The 17,045-nt window shown below is 73.3% G+C and carries 16 protein-coding genes and 1 rRNA gene; all 17 read left to right on the top strand.

All coding sequences use genetic code 11. From position 1 onward, the window contains the following. On the top strand, positions 1-1,393 hold a 1,393-nt coding region (locus tag L6E12_RS31380), incomplete at its 5' end, for an RsmB/NOP family class I SAM-dependent RNA methyltransferase (RefSeq protein ID WP_236231543.1). Further along, on the top strand, positions 1,394-1,894 hold the full coding sequence (locus L6E12_RS31375) for a flavoprotein (RefSeq protein WP_236231542.1): 501 nt from the start codon (positions 1,394-1,396) through the stop codon (positions 1,892-1,894). Between the two features lie 49 nt (positions 1,895-1,943). Next, the gene (locus tag L6E12_RS31370) at positions 1,944-2,918 is read left to right on the top strand and encodes an asparaginase (RefSeq protein ID WP_236231541.1); all 975 of its coding nucleotides are present in this window, start codon (positions 1,944-1,946) and stop codon (positions 2,916-2,918) included. 131 nt (positions 2,919-3,049) lie between these two features. After that, the gene (locus L6E12_RS31365; protein ID WP_236231540.1) at positions 3,050-4,249 is read left to right on the top strand and encodes a cytochrome P450; all 1,200 of its coding nucleotides are present in this window, start codon (positions 3,050-3,052) and stop codon (positions 4,247-4,249) included. Positions 4,250-4,264: 15 nt separating this feature from the next. After that, positions 4,265-4,858 (top strand): TetR/AcrR family transcriptional regulator, encoded by a 594-nt coding sequence (locus tag L6E12_RS31360; RefSeq protein WP_236231539.1) that lies wholly within the window; start codon positions 4,265-4,267, stop codon positions 4,856-4,858. Between the two features lie 91 nt (positions 4,859-4,949). Beyond that, positions 4,950-5,969 carry an N-acetyl-gamma-glutamyl-phosphate reductase gene (argC, locus tag L6E12_RS31355; protein ID WP_236231538.1) on the top strand — a complete coding sequence of 340 codons (1,020 nt, stop codon included), beginning with the start codon at positions 4,950-4,952 and terminating at the stop codon, positions 5,967-5,969. After that, a complete protein-coding gene (gene argJ, locus L6E12_RS31350) occupies positions 5,966-7,144 on the top strand; it encodes a bifunctional glutamate N-acetyltransferase/amino-acid acetyltransferase ArgJ (protein WP_236231537.1) in 1,179 nt (392 codons plus the stop codon). Before argC ends, argJ begins: the two co-directional genes overlap by 4 nt. Next, on the top strand, positions 7,141-8,028 hold the full coding sequence (argB, locus tag L6E12_RS31345) for an acetylglutamate kinase (protein ID WP_236231536.1): 888 nt from the start codon (positions 7,141-7,143) through the stop codon (positions 8,026-8,028). Before argJ ends, argB begins: the two co-directional genes overlap by 4 nt. Next, the gene (locus L6E12_RS31340) at positions 8,025-9,215 is read left to right on the top strand and encodes an acetylornithine transaminase (protein ID WP_236231535.1); all 1,191 of its coding nucleotides are present in this window, start codon (positions 8,025-8,027) and stop codon (positions 9,213-9,215) included. Before argB ends, L6E12_RS31340 begins: the two co-directional genes overlap by 4 nt. Before the next feature lie 3 nt (positions 9,216-9,218). Then, on the top strand, positions 9,219-10,139 hold the full coding sequence (argF, locus tag L6E12_RS31335; RefSeq protein ID WP_236231534.1) for an ornithine carbamoyltransferase: 921 nt from the start codon (positions 9,219-9,221) through the stop codon (positions 10,137-10,139). Continuing rightward, positions 10,136-10,657 carry an arginine repressor gene (locus tag L6E12_RS31330; RefSeq protein ID WP_236231533.1) on the top strand — a complete coding sequence of 174 codons (522 nt, stop codon included), beginning with the start codon at positions 10,136-10,138 and terminating at the stop codon, positions 10,655-10,657. Before argF ends, L6E12_RS31330 begins: the two co-directional genes overlap by 4 nt. Further along, positions 10,650-11,843 carry an argininosuccinate synthase gene (locus L6E12_RS31325; RefSeq protein ID WP_236231532.1) on the top strand — a complete coding sequence of 398 codons (1,194 nt, stop codon included), beginning with the start codon at positions 10,650-10,652 and terminating at the stop codon, positions 11,841-11,843. The genes L6E12_RS31330 and L6E12_RS31325 overlap by 8 nt, the downstream gene beginning before the upstream one ends. A gap of 192 nt (positions 11,844-12,035) precedes the next feature. Further along, the gene (gene argH, locus L6E12_RS31320; protein WP_308075377.1) at positions 12,036-13,463 is read left to right on the top strand and encodes an argininosuccinate lyase; all 1,428 of its coding nucleotides are present in this window, start codon (positions 12,036-12,038) and stop codon (positions 13,461-13,463) included. Continuing rightward, positions 13,460-14,167, top strand: a complete 708-nt coding sequence (locus tag L6E12_RS31315; protein WP_236231531.1) for a hypothetical protein — start codon at positions 13,460-13,462, stop codon at positions 14,165-14,167. Before argH ends, L6E12_RS31315 begins: the two co-directional genes overlap by 4 nt. A 37-nt stretch (positions 14,168-14,204) precedes the next feature. Then, the gene (locus L6E12_RS31310) at positions 14,205-14,843 is read left to right on the top strand and encodes a DNA-3-methyladenine glycosylase (protein ID WP_374201979.1); all 639 of its coding nucleotides are present in this window, start codon (positions 14,205-14,207) and stop codon (positions 14,841-14,843) included. Positions 14,844-15,003: 160 nt separating this feature from the next. Next, on the top strand, positions 15,004-16,287 hold the full coding sequence (tyrS, locus tag L6E12_RS31305; RefSeq protein WP_236231529.1) for a tyrosine--tRNA ligase: 1,284 nt from the start codon (positions 15,004-15,006) through the stop codon (positions 16,285-16,287). A gap of 602 nt (positions 16,288-16,889) precedes the next feature. Beyond that, positions 16,890-17,045, top strand: a 16S ribosomal RNA gene (locus L6E12_RS31300); the annotation flags it as partial.

Here is a 17,045-nt window from a genome sequence, read left to right as displayed (position 1 = left end):
CCCCCGCGGCGCGCACCCCCCGCGCAAGCCGGACGGGCCCGCGCGCCCGCCCGCCGAGGACGCGGCCCGCCGCGCCGCGCTGGACGTGCTGCGCGCGGTCCGCGCCGACGACGCCTACGCGAACCTGGTGCTGCCCAAGCTGCTGCGCGACCGCCGCATCTCCGGCCGCGACGCCGGGTTGGCCACCGAGCTGGCCTACGGCGCCTGCCGGGCCCGCGGCCTGCTCGACGAGATCATCGGCGAGTGCAGCGCCCGCCCGCTGTCCGAAGTGGAGCCCGAGCTGCTCGACGCGCTGCGGCTGGGCGCCTACCAGTTGCTGCGCACCCGCATCCCGGCGCACGCCGCCGTGACGTCCACCGTGGACCTGGTGCGCGCCGACCTGGGGTCGCGGGTCACCGGGTTCGCCAACGCCGTGCTGCGCAAGATCTCCGAGCGCGACGAGAACGCCTGGCTGGCCGCGCTGGCCCCCGACCCGGTCACCGACCCGGTGGGCAACCTCGCCGCGCGCACCGCGCACCCGCGCTGGATCGCCCGCGCGTTCGCCGACGCCCTGGGCAGCACCGGCGACGAACTCGGCGACGCGCTGCGCGCCGACGACACCCGCCCGCTGGTGCACCTGGTGGCCCGGCCGGGCGAGGTCAGCGCCGAGGAGCTGGCCGCGATGACCGGCGGCGACCCCGGCCCGTACTCCCCGTACGCGGTGCACCTGGACCCGGGCTCGGGCGACCCCGGCGCGCTGGAGGCGGTGCGGGAGAAGCTCGCGGGCGTGCAGGACGAGGGCAGCCAGCTCTGCGCCCTGGCCCTGACCAGGGCCCCGCTGGACGGCCCCGACCTGGCCTGGCTGGACCTGTGCGCGGGCCCCGGCGGCAAGGCGGCGCTGCTCGGCGCGCTGGCCGCCATCAACGGCGGCACCCTCGACGCGGTCGAGCAGGCGCCGCACCGGGCCCGGCTGGTCGAGCAGAGCACCGGCGGCCTCCCGGTCACCGTCCACGTCGCCGACGGCCGCGACCCCGGTCTGCCCGCCGCCGGTTTCGACCGGGTGCTGGTCGACGCGCCGTGCACCGGTCTGGGCGCGCTGCGCAGGCGCCCGGAGGCCCGCTGGCGCAGGCAGCCCTCCGATGTCGGCGACCTGACCAAGCTCCAGCGCGAACTGCTCACCAGCGCACTCGACCTGGTCCGGCCGGGCGGCGTGGTGGCCTACGTCGTGTGCTCGCCGCACCTGTCGGAGACCGAGGGCGTGGTGTCGGCGGTGGCCCGCAAGACCGGGGCCACCGTCCTCGACGCGCGCGGCGCCTTCCCGGACGTGCCCGGGCTGGGGGAGGGGCCGTACGCGCAGCTCTGGCCGCACCGCCACGGCACCGACGCCATGTTCTGCGCCCTGCTGCGCCGCTAGATGCGAACGCTGGGCCTGGTCGCCTCCGCCTGCGGCGGCGCCGAGCGGCGGCTGCTGCCGGAGGTGGCCGAACCCGCGGTGCGCCGCGGGTGGCGGCTGGCGGTCACGTTCACCCCCACCCTCGGGCGGTGGATGGACGCGACCGGGGCGGGCGCGCGGCTGGCCGCGCTGACCGACCTGCCGGTCCGGCACGAGCCGAGGCTGCCGACCGAGCCCAAGCCGTACCCGATGCCGGACGCGTTCCTGTTCGTGCCCGCCTCGGCCAACTCGGTGGTCAAGCTGGCCCTCGGGATCGCCGACAACCAGGCGCTGACCGCGCTCAACGAGGCCATCGGCACCCCGGGCGTGCCGGTGGTCGTCGCCCCGCAGGCCGCCGCCGCGCCCCGGGCGCACCCGCTGTGGGAGACCCACCTGGCGGTGCTGCGCTCGGCCGGGGTGCGGCTGGTCGACCCGGTCGAGGGCCCGTGGACCACCCTGCTGGACCTGCTCGACGCCGGGTGATCCCCCCACCGGTGGTGGGCGGGAACCGCCCGCCCCTACCGTGTGGGCCATGAGCCGCATCGTCGTCCTCGGCATGGGCGGGACCATCGCCATGGCCCCCAGCGCGTCCGGCGGCGTGGTGCCCGCCCTGGACGCCGCGGCGCTGATTGCCGCCGTGCCGGAGCTGGCCGCGCACGACATCACCGCCCGCACGCTGCGGTCGCTGCCGAGCCCGTCGGTCGGGTTCGCCGACCTGGCCGCGCTGGCCGCGGCGGTGCGCGCCGAGGTCGACGGCGGCGCCGACGGCGTGGTCGTCACGCACGGCACCGACACCCTGGAGGAGTCGGCGTTCCACCTCGACGCCACCCTCGACCCGGGGGTGCCGGTCGTGGTCACCGGCGCCATGCGCCACCCCACCGCCCCCGGCGCGGACGGCCCGGCGAACCTGCTGGCCGCCGTCACCGTCGCCGCGAGCCCGGCCGCCCGCGGCCTCGGGGTGCTGGTCGTGCTGTCCGACGAGGTGCACGGTGCCCGCTTCGTCCGCAAGACGCACACCAGCAGCACCGCCGCGTTCGCCTCACCGGGCACCGGCCCCTACGGCACCCTCGTCGAGGGCGAGCCCCGGCTGCGCCGCGTCGACCCGGTGTCCCCGCGGCTGCCGGTGCCCACGACCGCCACCCCGCCGCGGGTCGGCCTGGTCGCGGTCTCCCTCGGCGACGACGGCGAACTGCTCCGGCACGCCGCCCCCGCCCTGGACGGGGTGGTGCTGGCCGGGCTCGGCGCGGGCCACGTGCCCGAGGTGATGGTGCCCGCGGTGGCCGAGGTCGCCGCCCGGGTCCCGGTCGTGCTCACGTCCCGCACCGGCGGCGGCTCGGTGCTGCGGACCACCTACGGCTACCCCGGTTCCGAGCGCGACCTGCTGGCCCGCGGCCTGGTCCACGGCGGTTTCCTCGACCCGGCCAAGGCCCGCGTCCTGCTGCACCTCCTGCTGGCCGACGGCGCCGACCGCGCCAGGGTCGACGCCACCTTCGCCGCCTACCGGTAGCCGGGCGGCGACCGGGGGAGCGGGGCCACCCGTTCGGCCGCGTCACTCATTCGTCGGATGACTCCGCATGTGATAGCTCGCTATCGTTTGTGTCGGGGGGAACTCCCCAACCGCTCATTCGGGAGGTCGGAGTGACACAGGCACCAGAGCTGCCGCTGCACATGCGGCGGGCGGGCTTCCAGCTCGGCGACGAGCTGACCGGGCTGCGCGAGGGTGAGGGGATCCGCAAGGTCGACACGTTCCTGGGCCTGTCGGCCTGGCTGGTCACCCGCCAGGCCGACGTGCGCCGGGTCATGGGCGACCCGGCGACGTTCTCCAACGACCTCAACGCCAGGGGCCTGTCCCCGCTGGGGATGGACCTCGGCCAGGAAGAGCTGAAGGTCATGCGGGCGGGAAACCTGCTCGGCTTCGACCCGCCGGACCACACCCGGCTGCGCAAGATCCTCGCGGGCGAGTTCACCGTGCGGCGGATGCGCAGGCTCGAACCCCGCGTCGCCGACATCGTCCGCGACCACCTCGACGCCATGGAGCGCAAGGGCGCCCCGGCCGACCTGGTGGCCGACTTCGCGCTGCCGATCCCGTCGCTGGTGATCTGCGAGCTGCTCGGCGTGCCGTACTCCGAGCGCGAGGACTTCCAGGCGCGCACCGGCAAGCTGCTCGACGTCAGCCTCCCGGCGCAGGAGCGGATCGCCGAGTCGCGGCGGATGCGCGAGTTCATGAAGGGGCTCATCGCCAGGGCGCGCACCGAACCCGGCGACGACCTGATCGGGATGCTGCTGCGCGAGCACGGCGACGACCTGGGGACCGAGGAACTCGCGGGCCTGTGCAACCTGCTGCTCATCGCGGGCCACGAGACCACGGCGAACATGCTCGGCCTGGGCACCCTGGCGCTGTTGCAGCACCCGGAGCAGCTCGCGCTGCTGCGCGCCGAGCCCGAGCGCTTCGACAACGCCATCGAGGAACTGCTGCGCTACCTGAGCATCGTGCACGCCAGCTCGATGAAGTACGTCACCCGGGACACCGAGATCGCGGGCCAGGCCATCTCTGCGGGTGACCTGGTGATGTGCTCGCTGCCCGCGGCCAACCGCGACGACGCTGTGGTCTCGGACCCGGAGTCGCTCGACGTGACCCGCGCGGACACCACCCACGTGTCCTTCGGCTACGGCATCCACCACTGCCTGGGCGCCCCGCTCGCGCGGATGGAGATGCGCACGGCGTTCCCCGCCCTGTTCGAGCGGTTCCCGAACCTGCGCCTCGCCCCGGGGGCGGACCCGGCGTTCCGCTCCTTCAGCGTCGTCTACGGCGTTCTCGCCCTCCCGGTCGAGTGGTGAGCTAGCTTTCCCGGGGTGTCCGCCCAGCCGCGCCGCGCCGACGCGCGCCGCAACCTCGACCGCGTCGTCCGCGCGGGCATCGCCGCGTTCGAGGAGTTGGGCGACACCCCGTCGCTGGAGGAGGTGGCCCGCCGCGCGGGCGTGGGCATCGCCACCGTGTACCGCCTGGTCGGCGGCCGGGAGGGCCTGGTCAGGGCGGCGTTCGAGGCGTTCTTCGCCGAGGAGATCGAACCGCTCGCCCTGACCGCCCGCACCGCCGCCGACCCCTGGCGTGCCCTCACCCACGCCCTCGCCGCCACGGTCGAGCGGTTGGCCGCCCACCGCGTGCTGCTCGCCGCCGCCCACCGCGCGGGCGCCCTCTCGGTCGACACCGCCGAGCGCTACCTGGGCCCGCTGGCCCACGTCCTCGCCGCCGCCCAGCACGCCGAGCAGGTCCGCCCGGACCTGCTGGTCCGCGACCTGGCCGCCATCGTGGTCATGGCCCTGGCCAGCACCCACCCCGGCGACCCGGACGGCCTCGACCGCCGCCGCTGCCTGGCCCTCCTCCTCGACGGCGCCCGCCCCGGCACGCAACCACCGCAACCCCTCCCCCCACCCGCACCCCGCTGAGTCCGCGGGGCGCACCGGGCTCCGCGCAAGCCGATCAACATCACTCGAAAGTGGTTTGAGTGAACTTGCACCGGCGTGCATAATCATCCACATGACAGTGCGGATCGCGGTCGCAGGCGCCAGTGGTTACGCCGGTGGTGAGCTGCTGCGGCTCCTCCTCGCCCACCCCGAGGTCGAGATCGGCGCGCTCACCGCGGGCGGCAACGCCGGGTCCCCCCTGGGCGAGCACCAGCCCCACCTGCTCCCGCTCGCCGACCGCGTCCTGCTCGACACCACCGCCGAGACCCTCGCCGGGCACGACGTCGTCTTCCTCGCCCTGCCGCACGGCCGCTCCGCCGAGATCGCCGCCCAGCTCGGCCCGGACACCCTGGTCGTGGACTGCGGCGCCGACCACCGGCTGACCGACGCCGCCGCCTGGACCCGCTGGTACGGCGGGGAGCACGCGGGTTCCTGGCCCTACGGGCTGCCCGAGCTGCCCGGCGGCCGGGAGGCCCTGGTCGGCACCAAGCGCGTCGCCGTCCCCGGCTGCTACCCGACCGTCAGCTCCCTCGCCCTGGCCCCCGCCGTCGCCGCCGGGATCGTCGAGGACGACGTCACCGTCGTCGCGGTCTCGGGCACCTCCGGGGCGGGCAAGAGCAGCAAGCCGCACCTGATCGGCTCCGAGGTCATGGGGTCGCTCAGCGCCTACGGCGTCGCGGGCGCGCACCGGCACACCCCGGAGATCACGCAGAACCTCAGCGCGGTGGCGGGCCGCAGGATCGGCGTCTCCTTCACCCCGGTCCTGGCCCCGCTGCCGCGCGGCATCCTCGCCACCTGCTCGGCCCGGCTCACCTCCGACGGGGACCCGCGCGCGGTCTACGAGAAGGCCTACGCCGACGAGCCGTTCGTGCACCTGCTGCCCGAGGGCCGCTGGCCGACCACCGCCGCCGTCCTCGGCTCCAACGCCGTGCAACTGCAACTGGCCGTCGACCCGGACCTGCGCAGGCTGGTCGTCGTCGCCGCGGTCGACAACCTGACCAAGGGCACGGCGGGCGCCGCCGTGCAGTCCATGAACATCGCCATCGGCCTGCCGGAGACGACCGGCCTGTCCACCGTGGGAGTAGCGCCATGAGCACCGACCGGAAGCAGGGTGTGGCGGCGGCGGCGGGGTTCCGCGCGGCCGGGGTAGCCGCGGGCATCAAGTCCAACGGCAAGCCCGACCTGACCCTGGTCGTCAACGACGGCCCGGCGGCGGTCGCCGCGGGCGTGTTCACCCGCAACAAGGTCAAGGCCGCGCCGGTGCTGTGGTCGCAGCAGGTGCTCACCACCGGCAGCCTGCGGGCGGTCGTGCTCAACTCCGGCGGCGCCAACGCCTGCACCGGCCCCGGCGGGTTCCAGGACGCGCACGCCACCGCGGAGAAGGTCGCCGACGTGCTCGGCGTCGGCGCCATCGACGTGGCGGTCTGCTCCACCGGCCTGATCGGCGAGCGACTGCCCATGGAAGCCGTGCTGACCGGCGTGGAGACCGTGGCGAAAGCGCTTGCGCACGGGCCCGACGCCTCGCTCGACGCCGCGACCGGTGTGCTGACCACCGACTCGCACCCCAAGCAGACCGCGCTGACCCACGCGGGCGGCTGGACCGTCGGCGGGTTCGCCAAGGGCGCGGGCATGTGCGCGCCGAACATGGCCACCATGCTCAGCGTGGTCACCACCGACGCCGCCGTCGACCGGGCCACCGCCGACGCCGCCCTGCGCGCCGCAGTGGAGGAGACCTTCAACCGCCTCGACGTCGACGGCGGCACCTCCACCAACGACACCCTGCTGCTGCTGGCCTCCGGCGCGTCCGGGGTCACCCCGGGCGCCGAGGAGTTCACCGCCGCCCTCACCGAGGTCTGCGCCGACCTGGTCGCCCAGCTCCAGGCCGACGCGGAGGGCGTCACCAAGCACGTGACGGTCAAGGTCACCGGCGCGGCCACCGACGCCGAGGCGGTCGCGGTCGCCCGCACGGTCGCCCAGGACAACCTGTGCAAGACCGCCTTCTTCGCCGGGGACCCGAACTGGGGCCGGATCGCCATGGCCGTCGGCAACGCGCCCACGGAGTTCGACCCGGCGGACCTCGACATCACCATCAACGGCGTTCCCGTCTGCCGGGCGGGCACCGGGGTCGGCGACCGGCTGGCGGCGGACATGTCCGGGTTGGACATCCTGGTCGAGGTCGACCTGCACGCGGGCCCGGGAACCGGCACCATCCTCACCACCGACCTGTCGCACGCCTACGTCGAAGAGAACAGCGCGTACTCCTCATGACCACGCCCACCCAGAAGGCGGCCATCCTCATCGAGGCCCTGCCGTGGCTGCGGCGCCTGCACGGCGCGCTGGTCGTGGTCAAGTACGGCGGCAACGCCATGGTCGACGAGGACCTCAAGCGCGCCTTCGCCGAGGACGTGGTGTTCCTGCGGCTCGCGGGCCTGCGCCCGGTCGTGGTGCACGGCGGCGGACCGCAGATCAGCGCCATGCTCACCCGGCTGGGCATCCCCGGCGAGTTCAAGGGCGGCCTGCGGGTCACCACCCCGGAGACCATGGACGTGGTCCGGATGGTGCTCGTCGGGCAGGTCAGCCGGGAACTGGTCGGGCTGATCAACCAGCACGGCCCGCACGCGGTCGGCATCTCCGGCGAGGACGCGCGGCTGTTCACCGCCGAGCGGCGCACCACCGTCGTCGACGGCGAGGTCGTCGACCTGGGCCAGGTCGGCGACGTGGTCGCGGTCAACCCGGACGCGGTGCTCGACATCGTCCGCGCGGGCCGCATCCCGGTGGTGTCCACTGTGGCCCCGGACGCCGACGGCGTGCCGCACAACGTCAACGCCGACACCGCCGCCGCCGCGCTGGCCGTGGCGCTGGGGGCGCAGAAGCTGGTGGTCCTCACCGACGTCGAGGGCCTCTACGCCGACTGGCCCGACCGGTCCTCGCTGCTGCACGAGGTGCGCGCGGGGGAACTGGCGGAGCTGCTGCCGCGCCTGGAGAGCGGCATGGTCCCCAAGATGGAGGCGTGCCTGCGGGCGGTCACCGGCGGGGTGCCCCGGGCGCACGTCATCGACGGCAGGCTGGCACATTCGGTCCTGCTGGAAGTGTTCACCGAGACAGGCGTCGGCACCATGGTGCTGCCGGACCGGGAAGGGGTGCAAGCATGATCACGTCCAACGAGGACGGACAGCGCCGTTGGCGCTCGTCGCTGATGGACAACTACGGCACGCCCGCGCTCACCCTGGTCCGCGGCGACGGCGCGCACGTGTGGGACGCCGACGGCACCCGCTACCTCGACCTGGTCGGCGGCATCGCCACCAACGCCCTGGGCCACGCGCACCCGGCTGTCGTCGAGGCGGTCACCGCGCAGGTCGCCACCCTCGGGCACACCTCCAACCTGTACGCGAACCCGGTCGCGGTCGAGCTGGCCGACGCGCTGCTCGACGTCGCCGGGCTCACCGGCCAGGCGAAGGTCGTGTTCTGCAACTCCGGCGCCGAGGCGAACGAGGCCGCGCTCAAGCTGACCCGGCTCACCGGGCGCACCAAGGTCGTCGCCTGCGAGGGCGCCTTCCACGGCCGCACCATGGGCGCGCTCGCGCTGACCGGCCAGCCCGCCAAGCGCACCCCGTTCGAACCGGTCACCCCCGGGGTCGCGCACGTCCCGTTCGGCGACCTCGACGCGCTCCGGGCCGCCGTCGACACCGACACCGCCGCGCTGTTCCTCGAACCCGTGCTCGGCGAGGGCGGCGTCATCCCCGCCCCGGACGGCTACCTCCAGGCCGCTCGGGAGATCACCGCGGCGGCGGGCGCCCTGCTGGTCCTCGACGAGGTGCAGACCGGCATCGGCCGCACCGGGACCTGGTTCGCCTTCCAGCGCGCCGGTGTCACCCCGGATGTGTTCACCCTGGCCAAGGGCCTCGGCGGCGGCCTGCCGCTGGGCGCCTGCGTGGCCGTCGGCGCCGCGGCCGACCTGTTCGCCCCCGGCTCGCACGGCACCACCTTCGGCGGCAACCCGGTCGCCGCCGCGGCGGGCCTGGCGGTGCTGCGCACCATCGCCGCCGACGACCTGCTGGAGCACACCGCCGCCCTGGGCAAGGACCTCGTCGCGGGCATCGAACAGCTCGAACACCCGCTGGTGGCGGGGGTGCGCGGCACCGGCCTGCTGCTCGGCCTCGTGCTCACCGAGCCCGCCTCCGCCAGGGTCGCCGCCGCCGCGCTCGACGCCGGGTACCTGGTCAACAACGTCCAGCCCGACGTGGTGCGGCTCGCCCCGCCGCTGGTGCTGACCGACGAGCAGGCAGGCGGCTTCGTCGCCGCCCTGCCCTCGATCCTCGACACCGCCCGGGAGGGCTGAGCCATGGTCCGGCACTTCCTGCGCGACGACGACCTGACCCCGCTGGAGCAGCGCGAGGTCCTCGACCTGGCCATCGCCTACAAGGCCGACCCGCTCGCCCACCGGCCCCTGGAGGGCAAGTCGGTCGCGGCGATCTTCGAGAAGAACTCCACCCGCACCCGGCTCTCCTTCGACGTCGGCGTCCACCAGCTCGGCGGCCACCCGGTCATCGTCGACGGCCGCACCATGCAGCTCGGCCGCGAGGAGACCATCGAGGACACCTCCCGGGTCCTGTCCCGCTACGTCGACGCCGTCGTCTGGCGCACCTACGCGCAGAAGCGCATCGAGGCCATGGCCTCGGCCTCCCGCGTCCCGGTGATCAACGCGCTGACCGACGAGTTCCACCCCTGCCAGGTCCTGGCCGACCTGCAGACCATCGAGGAGCGCCTCGGTCGGCTCGCGGGCGTCACCGCCACCTACCTCGGCGACGGCGCCAACAACATGGCCCACTCGCTGCTCCTCGGCGGCGCCACCGCGGGCCTGCACGTGCGCCTGGCCTCCCCCCAGGGCTTCCAGCCCGGCGAGGCCGTCGTGCTTGACGCGAAGAAGCGCGCCACCGAGACCGGCGGCAGCGTCACCCTGTTCACCGACCCGCACGCCGCCGTCGACGGCGCCGACGTGCTCGTCACCGACACCTGGGTCTCCATGGGCCAGGAGAACGACGGCCGCGACCGGGTCAGCCCGTTCCGCCCGTTGCAGGTCAACGCCGACCTGCTCGCCCGCGCCGCCGACGGCGCGATCGTGCTGCACTGCCTGCCCGCCCACCGCGGCTGGGAGATCACCGACGAGGTCCTCGACGGGCCCTCCAGCGCGGTCTGGGACGAGGCGGAGAACCGGCTGCACGCGCAGAAGGCCCTGCTGGCCTGGCTCGTGGGGCACCCGTGACCACCACCCGCGCGGCCCGCCAGGCCCGCATCGTCACCCTGATCTCCGAGCGGCCGGTGCACAGCCAGACCGAGCTGGCCCGGCTGCTCGCCGAGGGCGGGGTGGAGGTCACCCAGGCGACCCTGTCCCGCGACCTCGACGAACTCGGCGCGGTGAAGCTGCGCGGGGCCGACGGCGGCGTGCCCGTCTACGTCATCCCCGAGGACGGCAACCCGGTCCGCGGCGTGCAGGGCGGCACGTCCAGGCTGAGCAGGCTGCTCACCGAGCTGCTCGTCTCCGCAGAGGGCTCGGCGAACCTGATGGTCCTGCGAACCCCGCCCGGTGCCGCGCAGTTCCTGGCCAGCGCGATCGACCGGGCCGCCCTCACCGAAATCGTCGGCACCATCGCCGGTGACGACACGATCATGGTCATCTGCCGCGAGCCGGTGACCGGCGCCCGGCTGGCGGACCGCTTCACCGCGATGGCCAGCCGCGGCAACCCAGACTTGGCAAACCAGCAAGGAGAGATCAATGAGTGACAGGGTGGTGCTGGCCTACTCCGGCGGGCTCGACACGTCGGTGGCCATCGGCTGGATCGCCGAGGAGACCGGCGCCGAGGTCGTGGCGGTGGCCGTGGACGTCGGCCAGGGCGGCGAGGACCTCGACACGATCCGCAAGCGCGCGATCGACTGCGGCGCGGTGGAGGCGGTCGTCGCCGACGCCCGCGACGAGTTCGCCACCGAGTACTGCCTGCCCGCCCTGCAGGCCAACGCGCTCTACATGGACCGCTACCCGCTGGTGTCGGCCATCTCCCGGCCGGTGATCGTCAAGCACCTGGTCGAGGCGGCCAAGTACCACGGCGCGACCACCGTCAGCCACGGCTGCACCGGCAAGGGCAACGACCAGGTCCGGTTCGAGGTCGGCATCGGCGCCCTCGCCCCCGACCTCAAGTGCATCGCCCCGGTCCGCGACTTCGCCTGGACCCGCGAGAAGGCCATCTCCTGGGCCAACGACCGCAACCTGCCCATCGACGTGTCGAAGAAGTCCCCGTACTCCATCGACCAGAACGTCTGGGGCCGCGCGGTCGAGACCGGCTTCCTCGAGGACATCTGGAACGCCCCGATCGAGGACGTCTACGACTACACCGCGAACCCGGCCGAGCCGCGCGACCCCGACGAGGTGGTCCTCACCTTCGACAAGGGCGTCCCGGTCGCCATCGATGGCGAGACCGTCACCGTGCTCCAGGCCATCCAGGAGCTCAACCGCCGCGCGGGCGCCCAGGGCGTCGGCCGCCTCGACATCGTCGAGGACCGGCTGGTCGGCATCAAGAGCCGCGAGGTCTACGAGGCCCCCGGCGCGCTCGCGCTGATCACCGCGCACCAGGAGCTGGAGAACGTCACCGTCGAGCGCGACCTGGCCCGCTTCAAGCGGACCGTCGAGCAGCGCTGGGGCGAGCTGGTCTACGACGGCCTGTGGTTCTCCCCGCTCAAGGACGCCCTGGACACGTTCATCGCCGAGACCCAGCAGTACGTCTCCGGTGACATCCGGATGACCCTGCACGGCGGTCGCGCCGTGGTCTCCGGCCGCCGCTCCGACGTGTCCCTGTACGACTTCAACCTGGCCACCTACGACGAGGGCGACGAGTTCGACCAGTCGCTGGCCAAGGGCTTCATCCAGCTCTGGGGCCTCCCGAGCAAGATCGCCGCCAAGCGCGCGCAGCGTTAATCCCTCCCGCCACCCACCCCCTCGTCCCCACCCGGCATCGTCTCCGGCTTGTCGGGGGACGGTCGCCATCCCGGCCCTGCGGCGTCCTCCCCGGCTTGTCGGGGATGATTGCCAGTCCGGCCACCCGGCATCGTCCCCGACCCGTCGGGGACGATGCCGGTCTCCCGACCACAACACCCAGGAAGTCTCACCGTGACCCAGCAGGAACCCACCGCACTCTGGGGTGGGCGGTTCGCCTCCGGACCCGCAGAAGCCATGTCCGCCCTGAGCCTGTCGACGCACTTCGACTGGCGCTTGGCGCACTACGACATCGCCGGGTCCCGGGCGCACGCCCGCGTCCTGCACCGGGCCGGCCTGCTCACCGACTCCGAGCTGTCCGGCATGCTCACCGCCCTGGACCTGCTGGAGAGCGACGTCGCGGCGGGCACCTTCACCCCCGTGGTCGCCGACGAGGACGTGCACACCGCCCTGGAGCGCGGCCTGATCGAGCGTGCGGGCACCGAACTCGGCGGCAAGCTGCGCGCCGGGCGCTCCCGCAACGACCAGATCGCCACCCTGTTCCGGATGTGGCTGCGCGACGCCGCCCGGCACCTCGCGGGTGGTGTCCTCGACGTGGTCGAGGCCCTGCTGCACCAGGCCCAGTTGCACCCCGAGGCCCCCATGCCGGGCCGCACCCACCTGCAGCACGCCCAGCCGATCCTGCTCGCGCACCACCTGCTCGCCCACACCCAGGCCCTGCTGCGCGACGTCGACCGGCTGCGCGACTGGGACAAGCGCGCCGCGGTGTCCCCCTACGGCTCCGGCGCCCTCGCGGGCTCCTCGCTGGGCCTCGACCCGGCCGCGATCGCCGAGGAACTGGGCTTCGACGCCCCGGCCGAGAACTCCCTCGACGGCACCTCCTCGCGCGACTTCGCCGCCGAGTTCGCCTTCGCCGTGGCCATGCTCGGGGTGAACCTCTCCCGCATCGCCGAGGACGTCATCCTCTGGTGCACCGCGGAGTTCTCCTACGCGCGGCTGCACGACTCCTGGTCCACCGGCAGCTCGATCATGCCGCAGAAGAAGAACCCCGACGTCGCCGAACTGGCCCGGGGCAAGTCCGGTCGGCTCATCGGCAACCTGGCCGGGCTGCTGGCCACCCTCAAGGCGCAGCCGATGGCCTACAACCGCGACCTGCAGGAGGACAAGGAACCGGTCTTCGACTCCGTCGACCAGCTCCAGCTCGTGCTGCCCGCGATGGCCGGGATGATCGCCACCCTCGACTTCGACACCGACCGGATGGCCGAGCTGGCCCCCGCCGGGTTCACCCTCGCCACCGACATCGCCGAGTGGCTGGTCCGCCAGGGCGTGCCGTTCCGGGTCGCGCACGAGGCCGCGGGCGACTGCGTCCGCCGTGCCGAGGCCCGCGGCGTCGGCCTCGACGAGCTGACCGACGCCGAGTTCGCCGAGGTCGACCCCGCGCTGACCCCCGAGGTCCGCGAGGTGCTCACGGTGGCGGGCTCGATCGCCTCCCGCGACGCCCACGGCGGCACCGCGCCCGCCAGGGTCGCCGAGCAGCGCGACCGCGTCGTGGGCCGGGTCGAGGAGCACCGGTCGTGGGCGGAGCAGGTCATCCGGAAGTGACCCTGCCGACCCGAGTCCTGTTCGTCGGCAACAGCTTCACCTACTTCCACGGCCTGCCGACCCAGTTGGCGGCGCTCGCCCGCCCGGAACGCGCCGTCGAGGTGCGCGCCATCGCCACCGGTGGCGCGCACCTGGCCGCCACCTGGGCGGGCGGCGAACCCACCGCCGCGCTGGCCGAGGGGTGGGACTACGTCGTGCTCCAGGAGCAGAGCTGCCTCGGCGAGGGCCTGTACGCGGACGGCGTCCCCCAGGTGCGCGACCCGGCGGACTTCCACGCCGCGGTCCGCGCCATCGTCCCCGAGGTGGTCGCCGCGGGCGCGAACCCGGTGCTGTACCTGACCGCGGCCCGCCGCGACACCCCGTCGGCGCAGGACCTGCTCAACGCCGCCTACACCTCGATCGCGGGCGAGGTCGGCGCCACGGTCGCCCCGGTCGGCCCCGCCTGGGCCGCCGCCCAGGCCGAACGCCCCGACCTGCGCCTGCACGAACCGGACGACAGCCACCCCGCCCCCGCGGGCAGCTACCTCACCGCCTGCGTGTTCCTCGCCGCCCTGCTCGGCCTGGACCCGCGCGGCAGGCCGGGCACCATCACCGGCCCCCGGGTCGACCCCGACGCCGTACCCCTCGGCCACGGCACCCTGGTCGACCTCCCGCGCGCCGACGCCGCGTTCCTCCAGCGCACCGCCTGGGAGGCCACCCGATGAGGGGCATCGCGAGCCACCCGGTGGGACAATGCACCCGATGAGGCAGTTCACCGAGGCGGAACTCGCCGTGGACCCGGTCGCCGCCGCCCACCTCCTGCTCGGCGCCGTCCTCGAGTCCGACCGCCCCGACGGCACCGTCCGCGTGCGGCTGACCGAGGTCGAGGCCTACCGCGGCGGCGACGACCCCGCGTCGCACTGCTACCGCGGCAAGACCCCGCGCAACGAGGTCATGTTCGGCCCGGCGGGCCACCTCTACGTCTACTTCGTCTACGGCATGCACCACTGCGCCAACGTCGTCACCCTCACCGACGGCGTCCCCGGCGCCGTCCTGCTGCGCGCGGGCCAGGTCGTCGACGGCGAGGCCCTGGCCAAGACCCGCCGCCCCGCAGCGCGCGGCACCACCGACCTCGCCCGCGGCCCCGCCAAGCTCACCGGCGTCCTCGGCCTCGACCGCGCCGACAACGGCCTCGACCTCACCGACCCGGCCTCCCCGGTCCGCCTGCTGGCGGGCGACCCGGTCGCCACCGAGGACATCCGCTCCGGCCCCCGCGTCGGCGTCGCCGCGGCGGTCGACGTGCCCTGGCGGTTCTGGATCGCCGGGGACAAGTCCGTCAGCGCCTACCGCCTCGGTGGCCGCCGCCGCAAGCAGGTCCGAACGGACCCGTTCCCGACGTAGCCTCGCCAACGGCGCCCACCGTTCGGCGCAAGTGGTGCGAGGAGCCGGTCGCCCTGGGACCCCGGCCGCCGCCGCGATCGCGGCGGCGTCGGGTGGCTGACCCGGGGCGGAGCGCAAACCCGGTGGTCCCGGCGCTGACGCACCGTGGAGACTGGAGCACGTGAGTGAACACATCCTCGACGAGCTGACCTGGCGCGGCCTCATCGCGCAGTCCACCGACCTCGACGCCCTGCGCAAGGACCTCGACGCGGGACCGCTCACCCTCTACGCCGGGTTCGACCCCACCGCTCCCAGCCTGCACGCGGGCAACCTCGTCCCGCTGCTGATGCTGACCCGCTTCCAGCGTGCCGGGCACCGCCCGATCGTCCTGGCGGGCGGCGCCACCGGCATGATCGGCGACCCGCGCGACACCGGTGAGCGCACCCTCAACACCGCCGACGTCGTGGCCGAGTGGGCCGACCGCATCCGCGGCCAGCTGGAGCGCTTCGTCGACTTCGACGACGCCCACGGCGCCGGGACCGCCGCCACCGTGGTCAACAACCTCGACTGGACCGGCAGCACCTCGGTCCTCGACTTCCTCCGCGAGACCGGCAAGCACTTCTCGGTCAACGTCATGCTCGCCAGGGAGACGGTCAAGCGCCGCCTGGAGTCCGACGGCATGTCCTACACCGAGTTCAGCTACCTGCTCCTGCAGTCCAACGACTACCTGCGGCTCAACCGCTCCCACGACTGCAAGCTCCAGGTGGGCGGCTCCGACCAGTGGGGCAACATCATCGGCGGGGTCGACCTCATCCGGAAGGTCGACGGGAAGTCCGCGCACGCGCTGACCGCCCCGCTGGTCACCGACGCCGAGGGCCGCAAGTTCGGCAAGTCCACCGGCGGCGGCAATGTCTGGCTCGACCCGGCCATGACCTCGCCGTACGCCTGGTACCAGTACTTCGTGAACGTCGGCGACGCGGACGTGCTGCGCTACCTGCGGCTGTTCACCTTCCTCGACCGGGAGGAGATCGCCGCCCTGGAGCGCGACACGGCCGAGCGCCCGCAGCTGCGGGCCGCGCAGAAGCGGCTGGCCGAGGAGTTCACCACGCTGGTGCACGGGCGCCGGGAGACCGACCAGGTGATCGCCGCCAGCCAGGCGCTGTTCGGCCGCGGCGAACTGGCCGACCTCGACGCCTCCACGCTGGACGCGGCCATGGCCGAGGTGCCCGGCGGCAGGGCCCGGCTGGCCGACGAGCCGACCATCGTCGACCTGCTGGTCACCGGCGGCCTCGCCGACAGCCGGGGCGCCGCGCGGCGCACGGTCAACGAGGGCGGGGCGTACGCGAACAACACCAAGGTCACCGACGAGGCGTGGACGCCGTCGAAGGAGGACCTGCTGCACGGCAAGTGGCTGGTCCTGCGCCGGGGCAAGCGCAACACCGCAGGGGTCGAGGTCAGCCCCTGACCGTCACGCTCCGGGGTTGAAACCCGGCCATCCGAGTGGTCCCCGAGGGCCGTCGGTCCGCTCCGGACCGGCGGCCCTCGGTGTTTGTGCAGGTCAGACCACTTCTTGGCGGTGTCAGGGGAGCACGGGAAGAAAGTTTGAGTGACGGCGGTCACATTTCCACCGGGATGAGGGTGGGATACGTTGGGTTCAGACCCTTCGCGGGGGCGATGACCTGCGGTTTCTCCCTGCGACGGGCTCCTGGGGGTGCGATTTGACCCCTGGTTGGTCTGCGTGTAACTTTATCCAAGTCAGAGCGACACGGGCCGGGAAAACAACCGGAACGGGCACTGACCGGAGATCACGAACCAAGCTCCCGCCTCGCGGTGGTAGAGTGGGTGACCTCGAATCAGCAGTACAAAACTTTGACGCAATACCAGCCTCGATGAAGGTCGCTCCGACTGTGGAGCTTCTGACGGAGATGTGCGTGTGTTGTTTGAGAACTCAACAGTGTGCCGATTTAAGCCAGTAGAGCTTAATATCATGAAACCCTGTCAGGGGTTTCCTTTGAGATGAATTGATGCCAGTTTGGTGTCTTTTTGTCAGGTTACAACACTCATTCATTATTGGAGAGTTTGATCCTGGCTCAGGACGAACGCTGGCGGCGTGCTTAACACATGCAAGTCGAGCGGTAAGGCCCTTCGGGGTACACGAGCGGCGAACGGGTGAGTAACACGTGGGTAATCTGCCCCGTACTCTGGGATAAGCCTTGGAAACGA

Source organism: Actinokineospora sp. PR83 (assembly GCF_021056305.1).
In the GTDB taxonomy this organism is placed as follows: domain Bacteria; phylum Actinomycetota; class Actinomycetes; order Mycobacteriales; family Pseudonocardiaceae; genus Actinokineospora; species Actinokineospora spheciospongiae.
This window is presented reverse-complemented; position numbering and strand designations above follow the sequence as displayed.

Excerpts from the sequence above, each read along its gene's own strand:
- L6E12_RS31310 (WP_374201979.1), top strand. The coding sequence starts at position 14,205 with ATGAGGCAGTTCACCGAGGCGGAACTCGCCGTGGACCCGGTCGCCGCC.
- L6E12_RS31370 (WP_236231541.1), top strand. The coding sequence starts at position 1,944 with ATGAGCCGCATCGTCGTCCTCGGCATGGGCGGGACCATCGCCATGGCC.
- argB (WP_236231536.1), top strand. The coding sequence starts at position 7,141 with ATGACCACGCCCACCCAGAAGGCGGCCATCCTCATCGAGGCCCTGCCG.
- argF (WP_236231534.1), top strand. The coding sequence starts at position 9,219 with ATGGTCCGGCACTTCCTGCGCGACGACGACCTGACCCCGCTGGAGCAG.
- argJ (WP_236231537.1), top strand. The coding sequence starts at position 5,966 with ATGAGCACCGACCGGAAGCAGGGTGTGGCGGCGGCGGCGGGGTTCCGC.
- L6E12_RS31375 (WP_236231542.1), top strand. The coding sequence starts at position 1,394 with ATGCGAACGCTGGGCCTGGTCGCCTCCGCCTGCGGCGGCGCCGAGCGG.
- argC (WP_236231538.1), top strand. The coding sequence starts at position 4,950 with ATGACAGTGCGGATCGCGGTCGCAGGCGCCAGTGGTTACGCCGGTGGT.
- L6E12_RS31325 (WP_236231532.1), top strand. The coding sequence starts at position 10,650 with ATGAGTGACAGGGTGGTGCTGGCCTACTCCGGCGGGCTCGACACGTCG.
- L6E12_RS31340 (WP_236231535.1), top strand. The coding sequence starts at position 8,025 with ATGATCACGTCCAACGAGGACGGACAGCGCCGTTGGCGCTCGTCGCTG.